This is a genomic window from Providencia sp., from assembly GCF_052096715.1.
GTDB lineage: Bacteria > Pseudomonadota > Gammaproteobacteria > Enterobacterales > Enterobacteriaceae > Providencia.
Window position 1 is genome coordinate 288,325 of the sequence record NZ_JBQDNB010000001.1, and the last position, 20,529, is coordinate 308,853.

The 20,529-nt window shown below is 38.3% G+C and carries 15 protein-coding genes; 6 read left to right on the plus strand and 9 right to left on the minus strand.

Annotated elements, in window-relative coordinates:
• The first annotated feature begins 225 nt into the window (after positions 1-225).
• Together ACTH6U_RS01315 and ACTH6U_RS01320 are read left to right on the plus strand one after the other, a co-directional pair.
• Positions 226-825, plus strand: coding sequence for a nitroreductase family protein (locus ACTH6U_RS01315; protein WP_294108358.1), 600 nt, complete (start codon positions 226-228; stop codon positions 823-825).
• 455 nt (positions 826-1,280) lie between these two features.
• Positions 1,281-1,580, plus strand: a complete 300-nt coding sequence (locus ACTH6U_RS01320; protein ID WP_294108356.1) for a hypothetical protein — start codon at positions 1,281-1,283, stop codon at positions 1,578-1,580.
• A 207-nt stretch (positions 1,581-1,787) separates the two neighbouring features.
• On the opposite strand, the gene ACTH6U_RS01325 is transcribed toward ACTH6U_RS01320, so the two are convergent.
• Complete coding sequence (locus ACTH6U_RS01325; protein WP_294349985.1) at positions 1,788-3,740, minus strand: bifunctional 2',3'-cyclic-nucleotide 2'-phosphodiesterase/3'-nucleotidase; 1,953 nt, start codon at positions 3,738-3,740, stop codon at positions 1,788-1,790.
• A 739-nt stretch (positions 3,741-4,479) separates the two neighbouring features.
• Complete coding sequence (gene mak / locus ACTH6U_RS01330) at positions 4,480-5,385, minus strand: fructokinase (RefSeq protein ID WP_294108354.1); 906 nt, start codon at positions 5,383-5,385, stop codon at positions 4,480-4,482.
• 211 nt (positions 5,386-5,596) lie between these two features.
• On the opposite strand from mak, the gene rdgC reads away from it, so the two are divergent.
• Together rdgC and ACTH6U_RS01340 are read left to right on the plus strand one after the other, a co-directional pair.
• Entirely contained in the window at positions 5,597-6,502 is a 906-nt protein-coding gene (gene rdgC / locus ACTH6U_RS01335; RefSeq protein WP_294108351.1) for a recombination-associated protein RdgC, read from the plus strand.
• Between the two features lie 340 nt (positions 6,503-6,842).
• Positions 6,843-7,355 carry a GNAT family N-acetyltransferase gene (locus tag ACTH6U_RS01340; RefSeq protein WP_294108348.1) on the plus strand — a complete coding sequence of 171 codons (513 nt, stop codon included), beginning with the start codon at positions 6,843-6,845 and terminating at the stop codon, positions 7,353-7,355.
• A gap of 68 nt (positions 7,356-7,423) precedes the next feature.
• Here ACTH6U_RS01340 and yedF read toward each other — a convergent pair whose 3' ends face one another.
• The 4 genes from yedF to exbB all read right to left on the minus strand — a co-directional run bounded on the left by yedF (position 7,424) and on the right by exbB (position 12,009).
• Positions 7,424-7,663 carry a sulfurtransferase-like selenium metabolism protein YedF gene (gene yedF / locus ACTH6U_RS01345; protein WP_294108346.1) on the minus strand — a complete coding sequence of 80 codons (240 nt, stop codon included), beginning with the start codon at positions 7,661-7,663 and terminating at the stop codon, positions 7,424-7,426.
• Positions 7,660-8,874 (minus strand): selenium metabolism membrane protein YedE/FdhT, encoded by a 1,215-nt coding sequence (yedE, locus tag ACTH6U_RS01350; protein ID WP_441831453.1) that lies wholly within the window; start codon positions 8,872-8,874, stop codon positions 7,660-7,662. The genes yedF and yedE overlap by 4 nt, the downstream gene beginning before the upstream one ends.
• A gap of 1,747 nt (positions 8,875-10,621) precedes the next feature.
• Entirely contained in the window at positions 10,622-11,047 is a 426-nt protein-coding gene (exbD, locus tag ACTH6U_RS01355) for a TonB system transport protein ExbD (protein ID WP_294108344.1), read from the minus strand.
• Between the two features lie 5 nt (positions 11,048-11,052).
• Positions 11,053-12,009 carry a tonB-system energizer ExbB gene (exbB, locus tag ACTH6U_RS01360; protein ID WP_441831413.1) on the minus strand — a complete coding sequence of 319 codons (957 nt, stop codon included), beginning with the start codon at positions 12,007-12,009 and terminating at the stop codon, positions 11,053-11,055.
• Between the two features lie 553 nt (positions 12,010-12,562).
• On the opposite strand from exbB, the gene metC reads away from it, so the two are divergent.
• Together metC and ACTH6U_RS01370 are read left to right on the plus strand one after the other, a co-directional pair.
• Entirely contained in the window at positions 12,563-13,747 is a 1,185-nt protein-coding gene (gene metC, locus ACTH6U_RS01365) for a cystathionine beta-lyase (protein WP_434720738.1), read from the plus strand.
• Positions 13,748-13,931: 184 nt separating this feature from the next.
• A complete protein-coding gene (locus ACTH6U_RS01370; protein ID WP_294108336.1) occupies positions 13,932-14,603 on the plus strand; it encodes a DedA family protein in 672 nt (223 codons plus the stop codon).
• Positions 14,604-14,701: 98 nt separating this feature from the next.
• On the opposite strand, the gene carB is transcribed toward ACTH6U_RS01370, so the two are convergent.
• The 3 genes from carB to dapB all read right to left on the minus strand — a co-directional run bounded on the left by carB (position 14,702) and on the right by dapB (position 20,369).
• Positions 14,702-17,923, minus strand: a complete 3,222-nt coding sequence (carB, locus tag ACTH6U_RS01375; protein WP_294108334.1) for a carbamoyl-phosphate synthase large subunit — start codon at positions 17,921-17,923, stop codon at positions 14,702-14,704.
• A gap of 14 nt (positions 17,924-17,937) precedes the next feature.
• The gene (carA, locus tag ACTH6U_RS01380) at positions 17,938-19,101 is read right to left on the minus strand and encodes a glutamine-hydrolyzing carbamoyl-phosphate synthase small subunit (protein WP_441831414.1); all 1,164 of its coding nucleotides are present in this window, start codon (positions 19,099-19,101) and stop codon (positions 17,938-17,940) included.
• Positions 19,102-19,547: 446 nt separating this feature from the next.
• Positions 19,548-20,369, minus strand: a complete 822-nt coding sequence (gene dapB, locus ACTH6U_RS01385) for a 4-hydroxy-tetrahydrodipicolinate reductase (RefSeq protein ID WP_294108330.1) — start codon at positions 20,367-20,369, stop codon at positions 19,548-19,550.
• Positions 20,370-20,529 lie beyond the last annotated feature (160 nt).

Consider the following 20,529-nt stretch of genomic DNA (forward strand, 5'->3'; position numbering starts at 1 on the left):
CTTGATGATAGAAATATTATTTTGTAAGATACTATTTCATATATCACTCTGATTTAAATGAAGTTAATCTCTTTAAGATCTACACGCAAAAATTTGAACCTTATCGTTAAATTTTTTTCCTATGATTTTTAAGCTATCTCGCTATAGTAATAACCATCGAAACAATCTGCGGCTTCTGAGATTTATTCAATAACTGCCGTGTGCTAACTAAAGCTAGGAGACAACATGTCTAACGCATTTATCGAAATGATTAAAAACCGTCGTACAATTTATAACCTTGGCGATGCATTACCCGTATCTGAAGAGCATGTCACAAAATTAATTAAAGAAGCGGTTAAACATTCTCCATCTTCATTTAACTCACAGACTTCTCGCGTCGTTGTTTTATTTGGTGCTGAACATAAGAAACTGTGGAATATGGTGAAAGAAACTTTGCGCGCTATCGTTCCTGAGCAAGCTTTTGCAGGTACAGCACAAAAAATTGATAGCTTCGCTGCTGGCGCTGGCTCTATTTTATTTTTTGAAGATAAAGATGTAGTTACTGGGTTACAAGAGCAATTCCCATTATATGCGGACAATTTTCCTGTTTGGTCTGAACAAGCAAGTGGTATTGCTCAATTTGCCGTATGGACTGCATTAGCACAAGAAAATGTCGGTGCATCTCTACAGCACTATAATCCGATTATTGATAGCCAAGTTCAAAAGGAATGGAATATTCCAGCTAACTGGATATTACGCGCTCAGATGGTATTTGGTTCAATTAATGAGCCCGCTGGCGATAAAGGCTTTATGGATGACGAAGTTCGTTTCAAAATTTTCAAATAAGCACTAGCTTTAAATTAATTTTCATCTGAGTTCTCTCACTTATCTTATTATTGAGAGAACTCAGTTTTAATCAATTTAAGTTGATAATATATGCCAATATCAGGGTAAAATAATACTTAACAAATAAAACAACAATAATAAATAAACCTATCTTAAATTAGTTGTAATATTTTCTTATTTATAAATAAATAATATACTTAAAAACATTAACGAAACAAACATTCCTCATTACAACCCCCCTATTAACATATCTATATATTTAATTGATTTTCAATCAATCGAACAACATTTAGCTTATGTTTTTTTGATTTAAAATCAATACATTAAATCACACCAAAGATATTTTTAAAATAATTTCCATTTTTTATTATGTATTATCAATATTTGAACTACACTAAATATAAGAGCAAAATTGCACAGTTAAATGTTAGTTAGTGCTATTATCGAGGTGGACTATGAAACGTTTATCTTTATTTACAACCATTGTAGCAATACTCATTTCAAGCAGTTCCTTTAGTTATGCAACTTCTAATTCTACAGGAGGAACAATCTCGTTTTCAGGCTATGTATATGAGCCTCAATGTGAAATAAATTTAACCAATAAAAGTCAAATAAATGTTCAGTGCTTTAGAAATGGTAAAAACATATCGACGACTGGCTCATTGAAAGATGGGAAAAAAATAGAGTCTGACTATGTAAAAGTTGAATATGATAGAACAAGAAAATTACCTATGTTGAATGTAATTTATGAATAAATTAATGAAATTCGAAATAATCATAATTCAGGATACTTAATTTATTATCAGTTCTAAGTATCCTGAATTTTATTAATAATCTAAATTTAACTTATTCGCAAATTAACAACCGTAATTAAGGTAAATAACCTTAACCGCTTTTTCAATATACTGCATATGAAAAAGCCTACCAATCCTTGGTAGGCCATTATATCTCAACTAAGATAATTACTTCTCAGTTAAGTCTACTTGATAAATTGCAAAACCGATTTCATCAGTACCCACTTGCTTCATAGGATATTGAGCATGTTCTTTAATGAATTCAGCTGCTTTATCGCTTGGTGAAGTTTCAAAACGAACATCTAACTTCTTATCCGTTTTAATTGGTGTGAATGACCAATTATTATCAGCCTTAGACGTTATTTCACCTTTCTCTTTAGAAACTTTCGCAATATAAGCCGCTAAGATTGAACGGTTTTCATCTGGAGAAGCAAACGCAATGTTGTTATCGCCTGTTCCTGCAAATTTACCGCCGTATCCACGATAGTTGTTGGTAGCGACTAGGAATGTTGCTTTCGGATCAATTGGCTTGCCTTGGTAAGTGACATTTTTGATTCTATTCGCATCTTTATTTACAGTTTGGCAATCAACATCGTATTTAGCAGGTTGCGTTAAATCAATTTGATAATTAACACCACTAATTGTATCAAAATTATATGTTCTGAAACCGCCCCAGTTAATCAAACTTTGTGGTGCTGTTGATTGTGGGTCAATTTGATTAAACATACCTGCCGAGCATTCTAACCACTCAACCACATCTGCACCTGTTGCTTTTACAACAACTAAAGTATTTGGATAGAGGTAAAGATCCGCAGCATTACGGAAGGTTAGATCACCCTTTTCAACTTCGATAAATTCAGATGGTGCATTTTTACGACCGCCCGCTTTAAACGGTGCTGCCGCAGCTAATACCGGCAAATCTGCAAGATCTGGATCGCCTTGAATAAAGGTTTTGGTGTAATCAATCTGTGCATCATTAACAATTTGAACAGTTGGATCGCTTTGAACCAAGGCCAAATAACTGTACATATTTTCAGATGCTTTACCAATTAACTTACCGACGAAGTCACGAGTACCTTCGTGTTGTTCATTGATAATTTTAACCAGGCTTTCATCACGCTCTACGAGTGCCTTTTTATTGGCTTTATCATAGACAGGGCGCGCATGTGCCGCTGCATCAACAACTTCCCAGTTACCTTTGTCATTGTTGACTACAAGATCAACCACACCTAAGTGATCGCCCCACTGACCCGGCATTACTGCTGGAACGCCATTAACGGTTCCTTTAGTGAGATCAACGCCTTTGATGTCTGCAAACTCTTTACTTGGGAAAACCCCATGTGAGTGGCCAAACATGATGGCATTAATACCCGGTACTTCACTGAGATAATAAACCGAGTTTTCGGCCATTGCTTTGTATGGCTCTTGTGAGAAGCCTGAGTGAGGGATAGCAACAATAATATCTGCTCCCTCTTTTTTCATTTGAGGAACGAATTTTTTAGCTGTTTCAGTAATATCATTAACAACCACTTTTCCTTCTAGATTTGGCTTATCCCAAATTAGAATTTGTGGTGGCACAAAGCCGATATAACCAATTTTTAGATTATGCGTTTTACCATCACGATCCTTAACTGGGGTATCAACAATGATATAAGGATTGAAATAGTTTTTACCTGTTTTCGCATCTATAATATTGGCATTAATATATGGGAATTGTGCACCTGCAATAGCTTTTTGCAGGTATTCTAAACCAAAGTTAAATTCATGATTACCAAAGTTACCCACGGTATAACCCATGGTGTTCATCAAACTATGTGCAGGGTGTGACTCCCCTTTTTTCAAGCCTTTGCCTGCCATGTAATCAGCAAGCGGGCTACCTTGGATCAAGTCACCATTGTCGACTAGAACGGCATTAGTCGCTTCTTTTTTAGCGGCTTTAATCAAAGTCGCTGTACGTACCAAGCCAAACTGCTCTGTTGGCTTATCTTTATAATAATCAAAATCAATCAGATTACTGTGAACATCTGATGTTTCCATAACACGTAAATCAACAGTTGCTGCATTCGCATTAAATGCGACTAGCAAAGCAAGCGATGATAATTTCAATACTTTATTCACTATGAATCCCCTTAGCTGCCCTTAACGAGACAAAGTTGCCTCTCGAATCGTTATATTCAGTTCTAGCCCATTGGTTAAATAAACAACGAAATTAGGACTACAATTGTCTACAATGTGCATTACTTCAATTTTTAATGATATTACACTGCAAACAGTAACCATTAAATGTGACTAAATCACGGTTTTAGTCTTTTTATAGACCCCGACTTTAATATCGGTCACAAAAATGAATTAATGTTGAGTTATAAAGCCAAAATTATTGAAGTTATATGAACAATAACCGACTCAATTTTAGTGCTGAAATAAAGGGGTGTGATTTACATCACTTATTGCAGCAATACGGCAATAAGTATCATTAAAAATAGAGTCAGAAAAATTAAACTTGTGGCAAATAAGCTATATCAGAAATTTTTATTTAATTTAACCTAAAGTCCTTCATTTGAATATTTGCTAAAAACTCATCACCTCAGACTCTTCGCTTGAGTTTTTGTCTAAAGTTTTTTACCTGAAATTTTATACTCTAAATAATTCAAATTGTAGCTGAGCGCAGCCAACACCCCTACAGTTTGTAGTTTTCGCCTAAAGTTCTTCACTTAAATTTTTATCTAAAGTTCTTTACCTGAAATTTTATACTCTAAATAATTCAAATTGTAGGTAGGCGGCAAGCGAGGATATCTCGGGGAGCATACACAAGTATGTGACCCGAGTAGCTGAGCGCAGCCAACACCCCTACAGTTTGTAATTATGACGAGTATAACCATGCGGCGCCGCGCACCCCGCTCGAATCTCCATGCACCGCTTTTCGAATTGGCGTATCACACTCTCGACCAAACACCCAATTGCGGATCTTTTCTGGCAGTGCATCATACAAACTATCGACATTGCTCATTCCCCCACCTAACACGATGACGTCGGGGTCCAGCATATTAATTGCTTGAGCCAGTGCTTTTGCTAAACGTGTTTGGTAGTGGTCCATCGCTATGGCGGCTTGTTTATTGCCTTCTTGCGCTAACTTAACAATTTCCAAACCTGTTTTTTGTTCCCCTGAAAGCTTTTTATAATCAGCGATAAAGCCTGTACCTGAAACAAATAACTCTGTACAACCAGTTAGGCCGCAGTAGCAAATCTCATCATCGAGAAATAATCTGTCTTTATCATCCTGCCAAGGTAGAGGATTGTGTCCCCATTCACCGGCAACTCCATTTCCACCTGAATGAACTTGCCCATTGATAGCAATTCCTGCGCCGCAACCGGTTCCAATAATGACGGCAAAAACAACTTTAGCGCCTGCGCCTGCACCATCGACCGCTTCAGAAACAGCAAGGCAATTAGCATCGTTTGCCACCTTTACTGGACGTTCAAGCAACTTAGACAAATCTGCATCAAAGTATTGCCCATTTAACCATGTTGAATTGGCATTTTTCACTTTCCCCGTCACAGGAGAAAGAGTCCCTGGAATTCCAACACCTACAGTACCTGTCATACCGGTTGCTGCTTCAGCCTCATTAACTAAGCCTACAATTGCATTCAATGTGGCTAAATAATCCCCCCGCGGGGTCGGTATACGCTTTCTAAACAAGGAGTCACCCGCATCATCTAATGCAATCACCTCTATTTTTGTGCCGCCTAAATCAATACCGATTCTCATTGTGACTCTCTCTTATTATCAATTTTACATATCATTGCCTATATACATTATTGATATCAATATGCAGAAAGTAAAATTGAGAGACGATTGATAAAATTAACTAAAAAGAAAGATAATTGCTAAATGACATTTTTTTTCGCTTAATAACTGACAATTCGCTATCATAGCTCCCGGCTATAACTGGCAATTTTTCAACAAAGGTAGGTTTTTCATGTGGTTCAAGAATATATTGGTCTATCGCCTAAATCGTGATTTGGCGCTCTCTGCGGATGATTTGGAAAGACAGCTTGCCCCGCTAGCCTATCAGCCATGTGGCAGTCAAGATATGATGAAAACAGGTTGGGTATCCCCTATGCGCGGTGCAGATGCACTGACTCATGCAGCAGGCAATCAAATTCTTATTTGTGCAAAAAAAGAAATGAAAATGCTGCCATCTCCTGTCATTAAGCAAGAATTACAAGATAAAATTGAAAAGATTGAAGCAGACCAAGGCCGTAAACTGAAAAAAACAGAAAAAGACGCCTTAAAAGATGAAGTCGTCCATACCTTACTACCTCGTGCTTTTAGTAAATTTAGTAAAACTTACATTTGGATTGATACCGTCAATCAATTAATTATTGTCGATGCCGCAAGTGCCAAACGAGCTGAAGATAACTTAGCTTTATTACGTAAAAGCTTAGGTTCATTACCCGTTGTTCCTCTAACTTTTAAAGATCCTATTGAACTCACACTCACTGAGTGGATCCGTTCTGGATCTTTACCTCAGGGTTTTGCCGTTATGGATGAGGCAGAGTTAAAGGCTATCTTAGAAGAAGGCGGTATTATCCGCTGTAAGAAACAAGATCTCATTTCAGATGAAATTGCGACCCATATTGAAGCGGGTAAACTCGTCACTAAATTAGCCATAGATTGGGAAGAAAGAATTCAATTTATGTTATCTGAAGATGGTTCTCTAAAAAGATTAAAATTCAGCGATACCTTAAAAGAACAAAATGACGATATTGGCAAAGAAGATTATGCGCAAAAATTTGATGCTGATTATATCTTAATGACTGGTGAATTGAGTGCATTGATTGCTCGCTTAATCGATGCCCTTGGTGGCGAAGCCGAGCACTAGTTTTATCGTACCAGACTTTTGTGGTACCAATTATCTATCGCTCCATTTTCGCCCATCGAACTCATCTCACAATGGCAACTTACCTTAAACGTAAGTTGCCATTACTTTTTAGACACAACCTGCATAGCCATAAGGAAGTCATTGACTGGCAGTGCAATCTCTGGTTGATTGAATTATCGCTATATTCATCATGATACTAAATATAGAGCTGTTGCCTATATCGTTTCGAATTATGTTGTCTACATATAGCAACTTCATCGCAATGTTTTTATTCAAAAAAATAATAAATAAATTTCTCCATCATTGGAGTTGTGGTCAATATTCAATCGAAGGAAATGTTATGAAAGAACTCATTGAGCCTGAGGTGGATGAAAATTCCCTTGTCACCCTGCAAAAAGTAACTGCAGACAATTTTTCTGAAATTTGCCTGTTAAGTCATACACTAAGTGAAGCACAACGCAACATGGTAGCTGATAATGCCTATTCAATGGTTGAAGCCCAATTTTCAAATTGTGCTTGGTACCGCGGTATATACGCCGATGATACGCCCGTTGGATTCATTATGCTGCATTCAGGTTTAGATGACGATGAGCTCGAATATAACGGCATCATGCTCTGGCGCTTTATGATTGCAGAGCCTTATCAAAAACTCGGTTTTGGCCGTGAAGCGTTAATTCAAGTGATCAGTTATTTGAAAAATAAAGGGTATCCACGTCTGTATAATAGCTGCGGAGAAGGCGAAGAAAGCCCATTTGAATTTTATAAAAAATTAGGATTCATACCAACAGGCAACTATGTTGATGATGAATGTGAACTGGTACTCGATATTGTTAGTTGGAAAAGCGGTAAATAAACCAAAAGTTTAATAAATACAAAATTAAAATGGCGAGTATTAATGCTCGCCATTTTGACTCACAATCACTATTTTTGAATTAAATAGCGAATTGTTGGCCCATCTTGTTGAATATCCAGCACGGTATAACCATAGTTTTTAGCATCTAGCGGAATATTATTAATTGATTGTGGGCAATCACTCACCACCTCCAATATTTCCCCAGACTTAAGCGATGGCATCGCTTCAAGTGTTGCCACGGCAGGATAAGGACAAGGTTCACCAACCATATCCAAGCGATAATCTGGAACTATATCTTTCTTATTCATAATGCCTCCACTGATGTGTTAACCGATTTTTGAGCACGCTTACGGAAAAAGTGTTTTTCCCACAGCAACATCAAGGCGAAAGCGATGGCTAATAATAAGTAAGTCACGATTAAACCGCCTTCGGGACCAAATGTTTCAAGTAAATTAACCTTATCAAAGTCTGTTGCCAACCAAGGCGCCAAATCATCCCAATAATAAGCCAGGATTGTTGCGCCAATGATATTACCAAAACCGACCCACCAGTAATGAACTTGACCTTCAACGGCACGATACATCCAGCCAGTTTCACAACCCCCAGCCAGCACGATACCAAACCCAAACAGCAATCCACCAATAACCGCATTCGGACCTGCCCAAAGTATTTTTGGCGTCGCACCTAATTGTACGTAGCTAAAAATACCAATGGCACTAACCGCCATGCCGATAATAATGGCTTTTGCCATATGCGTACGTCCGGTGATCCATAAATCACGAAAAGCGGAAGTAAAACAAATTTGAGCGCGTTCAATCAATAGACCGAAACCAATTCCACATAATATCGCAAAGCCCATTACAGGCGCGTCGAATAAAGTATAAAGACCCCACGCCATTGATAAAGTGAAAACAATCATGCCTAATCTGAAACGTCTTTTAGCAACATCCTGTCTTTGCGTCAAAGGTGACGCTGCGCTAACTTTTTGCAGCTTAACGGGAATTCTAAACATGGGCATTAATGTAAATTTTGCACCAAAATAAGAACCTGCCGCAGTAGCCACTGCAAAATACCACGCATGCAAAGAAAACTGAGGGATCCCAGTAAAAAATGCCGCTAAATTACACCCCATTGCTAGGCGTGCACCAAAGCCTGCAATAATTCCACCAATAATCGCCTGAAAAATCCTAATTCGATGTTGAGGCATACGCAATTTAACGTTATTCGCCCATAGTGCTGCCGCAATACATCCTGCAAACATACCGATGATCATCACACCATCAATTCGATCTAGCGGGCTTCCTTCAAAACCAATAACTTTAAAATAGCCCCAGTTTTGTGGCTCAGCACCGAATAGTTGAAGAACGTGTCCACCCCAACGTGTGAATTCACCCGTAACAGCCCAGAAAGTGCCAGTAAGTCCAAAATAATAAGTAGACAAAATACCTGCGGCAATAACAGCAGGAAGGGGTTTCCAAAAAGCGATGAGATAGCGAGATTTGAACTCAAACCAAGTCATTGTAACTTCCAATTCATTCATACCAGAACCTGGCAAAGAATTTCGCTGTTGTATAAATGTGTTACATAACACCCCCACAGCGAAGAGGTGCACATCATACTCCGATTAGTAATTTCGTGAAGAATAAATATCACAAAGTGTTTAAAAATATTGCTCAATTGGATGTACATCAAAGATTGCCAATCACTTCATTCATTTTTACTCACATACTGTTAGTATTTTGAGTTCAAACTAACATAACTAATGAGAAAATCGCCTTCAATGATATTGATCTCGATTATAAAAAGAGAATAAATTACAAAAATATAATGGTAATAGAAAATATCGTTAATCACGATTTTTTTGCAAAAAAAAGCGTTATCTTTTAGATAACGCTGGAAATGTAGTCTTATTTTATTTATAGAGGAGTATAATATGAAACTGCCGTTTTACGGCATTGCTTGCTATGCGTAGTCTGAAGTCAGCCCATTGACCCCAGTAATAACATTTAACTTAATAAGTACTATGCTTTATTTGAAATACAGCTCGATACATAAATTGAGCAAAATTATCTATTTTAATATAAAGTCCCATTTAAATTACATTAAGACTTTATTCATTCCCTAGCATAAGTAAATTTCAAAAATAAACATTTCAATATTAGCAAGTATTAAAAAGTGTTTCTAAATGTTATTGATTGCATTATAACGCAACAATTATGTTGCGCAAGTGTTTTTTAAAATCACCCAAAACCACTAGAAATAAAATTAAAAATGATAAAAATCAATGAAGTATAAACTAAGCAATCGAGTAAATCATTTATTTAAAATAATTATAGTCATTAATATAATTTTAACTAAAAAATTATATTGAGTAATAAATTAATTTTTCAATTAAAATAATTTATGTTAAGTAGAGCTTAAAAATAATGTCACCTGCTTCTTTGATTTTCAAAATTATATTAATAAGCATAAATTAAACTTACCCTTTAAATGGATTTTTACTTAGTTAATACCGTATCTTCTTTCTGCTTTTTCATAAAGAATAATATTAAATTTATTTTATCCTTATAAAAATCAAACATTTTTAGGCTATCTATACAGATGATTTATTTTATTTGACCGAGTATTAATACTTATAAGTTGTCGTGCTAACACATACCCTTACTTATTAAATGGTTTATTTTTCATTATCACTTTCCATACAATCAAACCAATAATATAGGCATCGATAGAATTTAAATCTCTCATAACGCTAATTTTAAAACAAAGAAATAACAGATAGGGATTAGAAATTTTTAATAATTTAACAATAAATGCATTAAAATATAATGACTTGGATTTCAATTTAATATTAGCAATAGAATCGAAATTTCATTTTTCATTATTAAGTTTAATAATACAAATTATTTTCTTGATACCACCACTTTAAATACCCAAATAAAGAGTACGGAATTCAATAACTTTTATATTGAATTATCTTTTAGTGCCCACTATAGGTTATTAAAATACAAGGAAGCATTGCAGATTTAACAAAGCAATAAAAAAAATAGCAGACTTACTAGTGAATGGTCTCTTTCGTTCTTCTAACCTAATGGGATTTGAACTCAGGATTGGAAAAAATAGGAATAAACTAACTCGTTATTAACTAAAAATAAAACGCGCCTTATATCTATCATTTTAAGTGAAAAATACACTAAAATTTAGAAACAAGACGCGCAATAAAAAATATAATTCTATTTGTCATACTATAACTACGGTGCTATGACTTATTTAGAAGAAACCGCTTCCATACCAACCAAACCAATCTTAAGGTAGCCTGATTGACGCAATGCATTCATCACATCCATCATTGTTTCATAATCAACGCTCTTATCCGCTTGGAAAAAGATTGTTGTTTCTTTATTGGTATTTGTTGCTTGGTCTAGCATTGCAGAAAGCTGCTCTTTTGATACCGCTTGATCACCAATAAATAACTGATTATCAGCTTTAACTGTCAGAAATACAGGTTTCTCTGGACGCGGTTGTGGTTTCGCCGTCGAGGCTGGCAAATCAACTTTAATATCGACCGTCGCCAAAGGCGCTGCAACCATAAAGATAATCAGCAAAACTAACATAACATCAATAAAAGGTGTTACGTTGATTTCATGCATTTCACCACTGTCATCTTGCTCGTCACCTAAACGCATTGCCATAATCGTTACCTTGCTTTGCTATTGGCCAGATCGAGATCGCGACCAAGTAATAATGCGGCTTGTGCAGCGGTATCACCAACTTGACCACGGTAGTTATTAATCATTCGGGCAAAAATATTGTAAATAACAACCGCAGGAATAGCAGCGATAAGTCCAATTGCAGTTGCCAATAAAGCCTCGGCAATACCCGGAGCAACAACAGCAAGGTTAGTTGTCTGTGAATGAGCAATCCCAATAAAGCTATTCATGATCCCCCAGACAGTACCAAATAACCCCACAAATGGAGAGATTGCACCTATTGTTGCTAAATAACCATTACCGCGCCCCATATAACGGCTAATCGCCGCTACAGCTCTTTCAAGTCTAAATGCTGTACGCTCTTTAGTACCTGATAAATCAGTACTATTTACTGAAAGTATTCTTTCAGATACGGCTTCGTTTAATAGCATACGAGTAATACTATTCGCTTTAAAACCATCGGCAATACTCACTGCTTCATCGAGTGATTTAACTTGTGCGATAGCTTTGGTCTCGTCTTTCAAACGGCGACGAGCAATTAAAATTTCAATACCTTTAGAGAAGAACAGAGCCCAAGTAATCACAGATGCGATAACTAAACCAATCATCACTGTTTTAACAACGTTATCTGCGTTTTGGTACATACCCCAAACTGATAAGTCTTTATCAAACCCACCAAGTTGATTTTCTGTCGCAATTTCAATACTTTCACTAACAACAGTATTGCTCTCTACCGCACCTGAATTAGGAGCTATTGAAGGTGCAGGTGCAATCTCAGCATTTGGTGAAGTTGTTGGTGTGGAAGTGGGTGTAGCCGAATTATTAGAAGGCGATGTTGACGGTGTATTCTGAGCTGCAGCAGGTGCTGTTGCTGGGGCAGTTTCAGCGACTGCCGTTCCCATCAAGCCAATCGCCAATAGAATAGAAGCTGTTAGTTTACGCATCAGTTGGCCTTTACTCTCTTCTTTAGTGTTGTATAAAAAAATTCATATCGATGATTGTGCCATTCATCGACTAACCTTTAAAAGCGAAATTTGATTCGCGATATATATCTCTTTTAAAAAGACGAGCAGATGATATCAAACATAGCGCGAATTGATAGTAATTATCATTAGTATTCGCGATTTTTTTACTATTTTTTGTTTTCCAACCAATAAGCCCTCGCCGATGATGAGGTTATTTGAGTTATTACCTAACACATTCAAAATAGACAAAACTAATCATTCTTTAAACATTTTATCTTACATACCACCTGATTATATATTTATTCTAAGTAATTCAATCTGTAGGTAGGCACACCTCGAGGAGCATACACAAGTATGTGACCCGAGTAGCTGAGCGCTGCCAACAACCCTACAGGTTGAAGTATGAAGAGTATAAATATGAAGAATAATCAAGTTGCGACATAACCCTTGCACTCATCTAAGCAAATCATTTAACTTCAATATATTAAATAGCCACCTCTAAAACAATTTAGGATAAAGGAAGGTATATTACATGGCAAAAATTAGACCTGAAACGCAATTAGTTAATCTGGGTAGAAACCCTAAATATACTCAAAAAGGGGTTAATCCTATTATCCAAAGAACCTCTTCTGTTATTTTTAGCTCTCTAGAAGAAAAACGACATGCGACTCGCCATCGTGCTGATGGGGTACTTTTTTATGGTCGCCGTGGTACCCAAACACATTTTGCTTTCCAAGAAGCAATGGCTGAGCTGGAGTGTGGTGCGGGGAGTGCGCTTTATCCTTCTGGCGCAGCAGCAATTACTAATGCCATTTTATCATTTGTCTCAACGGGCGATCACATCTTAGTGACGGGTTCTGCATACGATCCTACACAAAATTTTTGTGACAAAATGCTCACAAAACTCAATATTGAAACAACCTACTTTGATCCTTTAATTGGTGCTAACATCACCAGTCTTATTCGCCCTAATACTCGCATTGTCTTTTTGGAATCGCCAGGTTCTATCACCATGGAAGTGCATGACATTCCCGCTATTGTTAAGGCTATTCGTGATAAATCGCCTGAAATCATTATTATGATTGATAATACTTGGGCTGCGGGTGTATTACTTAAACCGTTATTATTAGGTGTCGATATTTCTATTCAGTCTGCGACTAAATATATTAATGGCCACTCCGATGGCATGTTAGGGGTCGCAGTCGCAAATGAACGTTGCCTCGAAGCATTGCGTGAAAACTCTTACCTTTTAGGTCAAACCGCTGATCCTGATACGGTTTATATGGCAGGAAGAGGACTCCACACATTAGCCACTCGCTTAAAACAACATGAAACGAATAGTTTAATCGTTGCTAATTGGCTTGCTAAGCACTCCGAAGTTGAACAAGTTTTTCACCCCGCATTGCCAACTTCACCAGGGCACGAATTCTTTGCCCGTGATTTTGCTGGCTGTAATGGGCTCTTTTCTTTTCAACTAAAAGATCGTTTATCAACAGAACAATTCAGTGCATTTTTAGATAATTTCACCCATTTTAAAATGGGTTATTCATGGGGAGGCTATGAATCGCTTATTTTAGGTTATCAAAAAGAAGATTTATTGAGTATGCGTCAATATGATTTCAAACCCAATGACGGTACATTTTTCCGTATTCACGTTGGCCTTGAACATCCACAAGACTTGATTGATGATTTACAATTGGCATTTGAACGACTCTAACCATTAAAACTATCAATGCGTTTATTCACACTATTGTTGACAGAAATTCATCAATGATAGTGTGTAATATCCAATAACATATTTATCTTCAAATAACCTAATAACCCAAACAAATCAAACCCACGATATTTTTTTCCTGTAAGATAGTTTAAGAATTGGCTTTTATGTAAAAACAGGAACAATTATGGAAGTCCTACGCGAAATCGTACAGGCACTTTGGCACCACGATTTCCTTAAACTATCCAACCCTGAAGTCCTTTGGGTTATTTATACCGTACTTTTTGTTGTCATTGTTTTAGAAAATGGCGTTCTTCCTGCCGCTTTTCTTCCCGGTGATACTCTACTTATTCTTTCTGGTGCATTAATTGCAAAAGGTGTTCTACACTTTATTCCCACTGTTTTATTGCTAGCAACGGCGGCAAGCCTTGGCTGCTGGCTTGGTTTTCTACAGGGAAGATGGCTAAGTGACACTAAAACGGTCAAGCGCTGGTTATCTCAAATACCGGAAGAATATCATGCGAAAGCAAATAATATGTTTAATAAACAAGGGCTTTACGCACTACTTATTGGGCGATTTTTAGCTTTTGTTCGTACACTATTACCTGTACTTGCGGGCCTTTCCGACTTAAGTCACCGCCGTTTCCAATTATTCAATTGGTTAAGTGGTTTATTGTGGGTCGGTATTATTGTCACGCTAGGCTATGCCTTAAATCAAATTCCATTTGTAAAACAACATGAACAAATCGTTATTAGTGCATTAATGATTATCCCCGTCGTGTTACTACTCGCAGGGTTAATTGGTTCGATAGTCATGTACTGGAAACATCGCAAAGCACTCAATAAAAAAGAAAGCTAATCAAAAATTAGCTGTCTACTATTTTTTATATCCCGATCGTACATAAAAAAACCTCAGTTGTTTTTCAACAACTGAGGCTATCATCAGCGTCACAGTAATTATTTAATTAATGCGTGCATCTCTTGTACGGAAATCACTTTTTCGGTTGGGTCTGCACTTAAAGACATCGTTGTCGCAAAACCACCATTTAACGTGGTGTCATAATGCACTTTATATTGCAGCGCGCTACGGCGGATCAATTTAGAATCTTCAATAGCTTGACGACCTGCGGTGGTGTTAACAATGTAATCGTATTCACCATTTTTGATCCTGTCTTGAATATGCGGACGACCTTCATGAACTTTGTTAACTAAGCGCGGGTTAATACCAGCCTCACCCAGCACAATCGCCGTTCCATGCGTCGCATCTAATTCAAAGCCATGTTTCAACAATTTAGCCGCTAAATCAACCACGCGAGTTTTATCGCCTTCACGTACTGATAACAGTGCGCGACCCGATTTCTTCATCGTAGAACTGCTACCTAACATCGCTTTAGCAAATGCTTCTGCAAAAGTACGCCCCACCCCCATCACTTCACCGGTCGAGCGCATTTCAGGACCAAGAATTGGGTCTACACCTTGGAATTTATTGAATGGTAACACCACTTCTTTGACTGAATAGTAAGGTGGAATAATTTCTTTAGTGACACCTTGCTGTGCCAATGTTTGGCCGACCATGACACGCGCTGCTACTTTGGCTAAAGGTACTCCTGTTGCTTTAGACACAAATGGCACCGTTCTAGCTGCACGAGGGTTAACTTCAATCAGATACACTTCGTTATTTTTGACTGCAAATTGAACATTCATCAGCCCACGAACACGTAACTCAAATGCAAGATTACGCACTTGTTCACGCATTACATCCTGAATTTCTTGACTTAATGTGTAAGCGGGTAATGAACATGCTGAGTCGCCAGAGTGAACCCCTGCTTGCTCAATATGCTCCATAATACCGCCGATAAGCACCATTTCACCGTCACAAATTGCGTCGACGTCAACTTCAACCGCATCATCTAAGAAACGGTCAAGTAAGACTGGTGCATCATTCGATACACTCACCGCATTTTGGAAATAACGACGTAAATCAATCTCATCGTACACAATTTCCATTGCACGACCGCCAAGAACATAAGAAGGGCGAACGACTAATGGATAGCCTATTCCAACGGCTTTTTCAACCGCTTGTTCGATAGTCGCAACCGTTGCATTTTGTGGTTGTTTCAGATTTAAGCGATTTACGGCTTGCTGGAAACGTTCACGGTCTTCTGCGCGGTCTATCGCATCAGGGCTCGTACCAATAATTGGTACACCGGCCGCTTCGAGTGCACGTGCCAACTTCAGTGGCGTTTGTCCACCATATTGCACGATTACCCCTTTTGGCTGCTCAATACGTACTATTTCTAATACATCTTCAAGGGTCACTGATTCGAAATAGAGACGGTCTGAAGTGTCGTAGTCTGTTGAAACCGTTTCAGGGTTACAGTTAACCATGATGGTTTCATAACCATCTTCACGTAATGCAAGCGAAGCGTGAACACAGCAGTAATCAAATTCAATCCCTTGACCAATACGGTTTGGACCACCACCAAGCACCATTATTTTAGGTTTATCATTGTTTGGGTTAGATTCGCACTCTTCTTCATAAGTTGAATACATGTAAGCGGTATCAGTAGAAAATTCCGCAGCACAGGTATCAACTCGCTTATAAACTGGATGCAAGTCATAACTTTGACGAAGTTTACGCAATTCTGCCTCAGAAACACCGACTAATTTAGCCAGACGTTCATCAGCGAAACCTTTGCGCTTCAAACCACGTAAAAACTCTTTTGTCAGCCCGTTAATACCTTCTTCTGCCACTTGCTCTTCAAGGCGAACAAGCTCTTCAATTTGAACTAAGAACCAGCGGTCTATATTTGTTAAATTGAAAATACCATCGACAGATAAGCCTGCACGGAATGCATCAGCCACATACCAAATACGCTCAGCGCCAGCTTCTTTTAGCTCACGACGGATACGTGTTAATGCTTCTGGGTCATCTAAGCTGACTTTCGGATCAAAACCTGTTGCGCCAACTTCTAGTCCACGTAATGCTTTTTGCATTGATTCCTGGAATGTACGGCCAATCGCCATAACTTCACCGACTGATTTCATCTGCGTCGTTAAACGGTCATTTGTACCCGCAAATTTCTCAAAATTAAACCGTGGGATTTTGGTCACAACATAGTCAATTGAAGGCTCAAATGATGCAGGCGTACGACCACCTGTAATATCATTCATTAGCTCATCAAGGGTGTAACCTACTGCCAATTTTGCGGCAATTTTCGCAATTGGGAAGCCTGTGGCTTTAGAAGCTAAAGCAGATGAGCGGGATACACGTGGATTCATCTCAATCACAATTAAGCGCCCATCTTTTGGGTTAACTGAGAATTGAACGTTAGAGCCACCTGTTTCTACACCAATTTCACGTAATACTGCCATCGAGGCATCACGCATGATTTGGTATTCTTTGTCTGTTAGTGTTTGAGCGGGGGCAACGGTAATTGAGTCACCGGTATGGATCCCCATGGCATCAAAGTTTTCAATCGAGCAGACAATAATGCAGTTGTCGTTTTTATCACGAACAACTTCCATTTCGTATTCTTTCCAACCAATCAATGATTCATCAATTAGCAATTCATTAGTTGGTGAGAGATCAAGACCACGAGTACAAATTTCTTCAAACTCTTCACGGTTATAAGCGATACCACCACCTGAACCGCCCATTGTAAACGAAGGTCGAATGATACAAGGAAATCCAACATCATCAGCGACGGCGTAAGCTTCTTCCATATTATGAGCAAAGCCCGAACGTGCCGTTCCCAGACCAATTTTTTTCATCGCTTTATCAAAGCGCTGGCGATCTTCTGCTTTATCAATCGCATCTGCGGTGGCGCCAATCATCGTTACGCCAAACTCAGCAAGCACACCTTTACGCTCAAGCTCAAGCGCACAATTGAGTGCAGTTTGTCCGCCCATTGTGGGTAAAACCGCATCTGGACGTTCTTTTTCAATGATTTTACGTACCACTTCCCAATGGATTGGCTCGATATAAGTCGCATCAGCCATTTCAGGATCAGTCATGATTGTCGCAGGATTTGAGTTAACTAAGATAACTCGATAACCTTCTTCGCGTAGTGCTTTACACGCTTGGGCTCCTGAATAGTCGAATTCACATGCTTGGCCGATAACAATTGGGCCTGCACCTAAAATCAGAATGCTTTTTATATCTGTACGTTTTCCCACTTTCTTGCTCCCAATTATTGTGCGTTTTGGCCTGATGTGTTCTTACGATATTCGTTTATCAAATCAATGAAGTGATCAAATAAATTCTCTGCATCATGTGGACCTGAGCTTGCTTCTGGGTGACCTTGGAAACTAAATGCAGGTTTATCTGTGCGGTGAATACCTTGTAGCGTTCCATCAAACAATGATTTATGTGTCACACGCAACGTATCGGGTAGCGTTGTTTCATCAACAGCAAAACCATGGTTTTGAGCCGTAATCATCACAATATTTCTATCTAAATCTTTAACGGGGTGGTTAGCACCGTGATGTCCAAATTTCATTTTGATAGTGTCAGCACCACTTGCGAGTGCTAATAACTGATGCCCTAAGCAAATACCAAATACAGGAATTTCTGTTTCAAGAAATTGCCTAATTGCATTAATCGCATAGTCACAAGGCGCTGGGTCGCCAGGTCCGTTGGATAAAAAGATCCCATCTGGATTCATTGCTAATACTGTTTCTGCGGGTGTTGTAGCAGGCACAACAGTTAAGCGGCAACCACGGTCAACCAACATACGTAGAATGTTACGTTTTGCACCAAAATCATAAGCCACTACATGTAGAGGTAAATCTTCAACTTTCTTAGCGGCCAGCTGCCCATCTTCAAGGTTCCAAGAGTTCTGCGTCCAAGTATAAATTTCTTTGGTACACACCTCTTTGGCTAAATCTAATCCATTGAGACCTGAAAATCCGCGAGCTTTCTCAAGTGCAAGTGCAACATCCGGATTATCCCCTGCGATAATACAACCGTTTTGCGCCCCTTTCTCTCTCAACAAACGTGTCAGTTTGCGGGTATCGATATCAGCAATGGCAACAACATTATGACGCTTCAGATATTCCGACAGGCCTTCCTGACCACGAAAGTTACTATAAACTAATGGTAAGTCACGAATTATCAAACCTTGAGCATGTACATTTGGAGATTCTTCGTCATCAGCGTTGGTGCCGACATTACCAATATGGGGATAAGTGAGAGTAACAATTTGGCGGGAATAGGAAGGGTCAGTAATTATTTCTTGGTAACCGGTCATTGATGTATTGAAAACGACTTCTCCAATAGCGGCCCCTTCAGCACCGATGGCGCGCCCGTGGAATTGGGTTCCGTCTTCCAGAACCAATATAGCTGACTTTATCAAAACACCCTCCAGAGAATAATAAATCATAATTACTGCATATTAATTCAGATTTTGCGATCTAAATCAATGCCAAAATGAGTTTTTAATCATATTTTTGGCAAATTGCGCGAATTCTAATGATGTGTTGAGGTCTTGTCTAGAAAAAAATGCATTTTTTACAATTCTATCTTATCTTTTTGCTTGTTTACCTATTTTTTAGTTACATGAGCATTAAAACTAGCACTCATAGTGAATAGGTAAACGGTTGCGATATAAGATAATTGAATAATTAATGATAACCTAGCTTAAAGTTAGAATAAAGTGCAATTAATGAGTAAACCGAAGGGGAAAAATAGAGATATCTTTATAAAATACAGGTTATGACAATAAATACATTACAAGGTAGCGTTATCAAGCCAATGATAACTCATTAGCCTGATTTTAATGTGATTATATATAATTAAAAATTACAAATCATCAAGACTCAAGACATCTTTCATGTCATATAAACCACTTTTTTTAGAGCTTACCCACCCAGATGCTCGAATTGCCCCTTTTGCAAAGGTCATACGGCTAGAAGCTTTGTGGCTTATCTCAACGCGCTCACCTATATCTGCAAACATCACTGTGTGCTCACCGACAATATCTCCCGCTCTCACTGTAGCAAAGCCAATTGTGCCCGCTTCACGCTCACCTGTGTAGCCTTCTCTCGCATACACCGCACAACTATTAAGATCTTTACCTAATGCACTCGCAATAGATTCCCCCATTGCAAGCGCAGTCCCTGACGGTGCATCCACTTTATGGCGGTGATGAGCTTCAATAATTTCAATGTCAGTATAATCACCCATTACCTTGGCTGCTTTTTCGAGTAATTTTAGAACAACATTAACACCAACACTGAAATTAGCAGCAAATACGATGGGGATCACTTTAGCGGCATCTGCAATAGCCTGTTTACCTGATTCATCAAATCCAGTCGTACCAATTACCATCGATTTTTGGTGTGCTTGGCAAAAAGCGAGATAGAGCAAAGTGCCTTCCGGGCGAGTAAAATCAATGACCACATCAAAGTCATTAACGACTTTATCGAGAGAATCAACAATCACAACACCTAAATGCCCAATACCCGCTAACTCGCCGGCATCAACACCAACAAGAGAAGAACCTTCACGCTCTATCGCCGCGCCTAATCGAATGCCTTCTTGCTCTTGTGCTGCTTGAATTAATTGGCGTCCCATACGACCACCAGCACCGACAATCGCAACACGTACCGTTGAATCTGTCATTTGCAATCCTTTAATAATTATTGATGCGAAAATTATGACCAAACCCTATAAATATAAATAATGACTAACCAGTTAAGATAATCAAAACTTTATATTTACTTAAAATTTGTTGTTATACCTAAAGCCACTAGAAAGCCATAAACGATGCTAATACAGCTGA